The organism is Bartonella queenslandensis AUST/NH15, from assembly GCF_000312585.1.
Lineage (GTDB): Bacteria > Pseudomonadota > Alphaproteobacteria > Rhizobiales > Rhizobiaceae > Bartonella > Bartonella queenslandensis_A.
In genome coordinates, this window is sequence record NZ_HE998069.1 from 1 (window position 1) to 235 (window position 235).

1 protein-coding gene is annotated in these 235 nt (G+C 48.1%); it reads right to left on the minus strand.

Annotated elements, in window-relative coordinates; genetic code table 11:
• Positions 1-188 (minus strand): hypothetical protein (locus BN338_RS09390; RefSeq protein WP_039761523.1); only part of this gene is annotated, 188 nt, incomplete at its 3' end.
• Positions 189-235 lie beyond the last annotated feature (47 nt).

Consider the following 235-nt stretch of genomic DNA (forward strand, 5'->3'; position numbering starts at 1 on the left):
GCTTTCCCGCCTTGCTCTTCTTGCACTTGCCTTGTGACGAAAGTTTTTCTCCTCATCAATGCTTTACGGATCTTCTTCTTCCCCCACGCTTCATTATCCAGCAGACCCTTTGCGTGAAACGCAAAGCTCTCTGCTTTTCTCAACACCTTTTTCATTTCCTTATCTGCCAAAATCAACCAACCGCCCACCAACACTTCTCCCTAACGCGTCCGCTACGCCATTTTCCCAAGCAATG